This window comes from Kitasatospora sp. NPDC093558, assembly GCF_040683475.1.
In the GTDB taxonomy this organism is placed as follows: Bacteria; Actinomycetota; Actinomycetes; order Streptomycetales; family Streptomycetaceae; genus Kitasatospora.
In genome coordinates this window covers 1-2,786 of record NZ_JBFBDY010000740.1, presented here as the reverse complement: position 1 = coordinate 2,786, position 2,786 = coordinate 1, and the positions used below count along the sequence as shown (strand labels likewise).

The window sequence follows — 2,786 nt, the reverse complement described above, 5'->3', positions numbered from 1 at the left end:
GGCTCGGCCGGAGCCGCGGCGGCCACGGCGGCGGCCTCCAGGGCCGCCTCCAGCGCCGCGACGGCCTTGGCCTGCAGCACCACGATCTCGGCGCCCTGCGGCGAACCGGCCGGGGCCGTCGCCTTGCGCACCGCGCGGCGGCGGGTGCGGCCCGCCGGAGCGGCCACCGGGGCCGGCTCGGCGACGGGAGCCTCGACGACCTCGACGACCTCGACGGCGGCCTCGGCCTGCGGCGCCTCGACGCCCGGGACCTCCAGGGCCAGCTGGCCCTCGATCTCCTCGCGCACCGGCTCGGCCGGGGCCTCGACGAGCTCGACGAGCGTCTCCTCCGTCACCGGCACGGCCTCGACGGCCTGCGGCTCCTCGTGGCCCGCCCCGCCCTTGCCCCGGCGACGGCGCTTGCCGCCGCCCTGACCCGCCTCAACGGCCGCGGCCGACGGGGCGTGGACGTGGGCGCTCGGCTGCTCCATGTGCACGATCACGCCGCGCCCGTTGCAGTGCACGCAGGCCTCGGAGAAGGACTCCAGCAGGCCCTGGCCGACCCGCTTGCGGGTCATCTGGACCAGGCCCAGCGAGGTGACCTCGGCCACCTGGTGCTTGGTCCGGTCCCGGCCCAGGCACTCCAGCAGGCGGCGCAGCACCAGGTCCCGGTTGGACTCCAGCACCATGTCGATGAAGTCGATCACGATGATGCCGCCGAGGTCGCGCAGCCGCAGCTGGCGCACGATCTCCTCGGCCGCCTCGATGTTGTTCCGGGTGACCGTCTCCTCCAGGTTGCCGCCCTGGCCGACGAACTTCCCGGTGTTGACGTCGATGACGACCATCGCCTCGGTGCGGTCGATCACCAGCGAACCGCCGCTGGGCAGCCAGACCTTGCGGTCCAGCGCCTTCATCAGCTGCTCGTCGATCCGGTAGGTGGCGAACACGTCCACCTCGGAGGTCCAGCGCTGGAGCCGCTCGGCGAGGTCCGGGGCCACGTTGGAGACGTACTCGTGGATGGTCTGCCACGCCTCGTCGCCGGAGACGATGACCTTGGTGAAGTCCTCGTTGAAGATGTCGCGCACGACCCGGACGGTCATGTCCGGCTCGCCGTACAGCAGCGCGGGGGCGTTGCCGGTCGCGGCCTTCTTCTGGATGTCCTCCCACTGCTGCTGGAGGCGCTGGACGTCGCGGGTCAGCTCCTCCTCGGAGGCGCCCTCGGCGGCGGTGCGGACGATGACGCCCGCGTCGTCCGGGACGATCTTCTTGAGGATCTGCTTCAGGCGGGCGCGCTCGTTCTCGGGCAGCTTGCGCGAGATGCCGGTCATCGAGCCCTCGGGCACGTAGACCAGGTAGCGGCCGGGCAGCGAGATCTGGCTGGTCAGGCGGGCGCCCTTGTGGCCGATCGGGTCCTTGGAGACCTGCACGAGCACGGACTGGCCGGACTTGAGCACCGACTCGATCCGGCGCGGGCCGCCGTGGCCGCCGAGCGCGCCGAAGTTGACCTCGCCGGCGTACAGCACGGCGTTGCGGCCCTTGCCGATGTCGACGAAGGCGGCCTCCATCGACGGCAGCACGTTCTGGACCTTGCCCAGGTAGACGTTGCCGACGTACGAGGTGGCCTGCTCCTTGTTGACGTAGTGCTCGACGAGCACGCCGTCCTCGAGGACGCCGATCTGGGTGCGCTGGCCGTTCTGGCGCACCACCATGACGCGCTCGACCGACTCGCGGCGGGCCAGGAACTCGGCCTCGGTGATGATCGGCACCCGGCGCCGGCCCAGCTCGCGGCCCTCGCGGCGGCGCTGCTTCTTGGCCTCCAGGCGGGTCGAGCCCTTGATGGACTGGACCTCGTCGGGGTCGAACGACGGCTCGGTGGAGCGGCGGCGCGGCTCGCGCACCTTCACGACCGTGCGGACGCCGTCCTCGGTGGTCTCGGCGGCCTCGACCGCACCGGCCTCACCGCTGCGGCGGCGACGGCGGCGGCGACGGCGCGACGAGGACAGGCCGGCGGCCAGGTCGTCGTCCTCCTCGTCCTCCTCGTCGGCGACGGCGGCCGGCTCCTCCGCGGGCTGCTCGACCTCGTGGGTCTCGGCCTCGAACTCCTCGGCCTCGCCACGACGGCGGCGGCGGCCACCCCGGCGGCGACGGCGCGACGGACGGCCGTCGTCCTCCCACTCGCCCTCGGTCTCCGGACCGGCGGCGGGGGCCTCGACCACGGCGGCGGGCGCCTCGGCGGGCGCCTCGACGACCACCGGAGCGACCTTCGGAGCGGCCTTCGGGGCAGCCTTCTGAGCGGCCCTGGCGGCGCCCTTCGAGCGGCCCGGCTCGACCCGGGCGCGCACCCGGCGACGGCGGCCGACGCCGCTGTACTCGTACTCGTCCTCGTCCTGGGGCTCGGCGGCCACCGGGGCCTCCACGACGGCGGCCGGGGTCTCGGCGGCGGGCTGCTGCTGCGCGGCCGGGGCGACGTACGGCGCGGGCTCCTGGAACACCGGGGCCTGGAAGATCGCGGTGGACGGGCGCACGGCGCGGCGGCGCACCCGGTGCGGGGGCTCGGCCTCGACGGCCGGGGCGGGCTCGGCGACCGGCGCGGGCGCGACGGCCTCGGCCTCCTCCTCGACGGGCTCCTCCTCGGCCACCGGCTCCTCGACCGGGGCCTCGACGACCGGCGCGGCCTCGGCCACGCGACGGCGGCGGGCACGGCGGGCCGGCGCGGCGGGCGCCTCAACGGCGGCGGGCCGCTCGGCCGGCTCGGCGGCCACCCTGGCCTCCACCTCGCCGGGGGCCTCGGCGGCGGGCGCCCCGGC

The 2,786-nt window shown here is 75.3% G+C and carries 1 protein-coding gene; it reads right to left on the bottom strand.

Annotated features, from left to right (window positions below; genetic code table 11):
- Positions 1 to 2,786 (bottom strand): Rne/Rng family ribonuclease (locus AB0O00_RS34560; protein ID WP_363658602.1); only part of this gene is annotated, 2,786 nt, incomplete at both ends.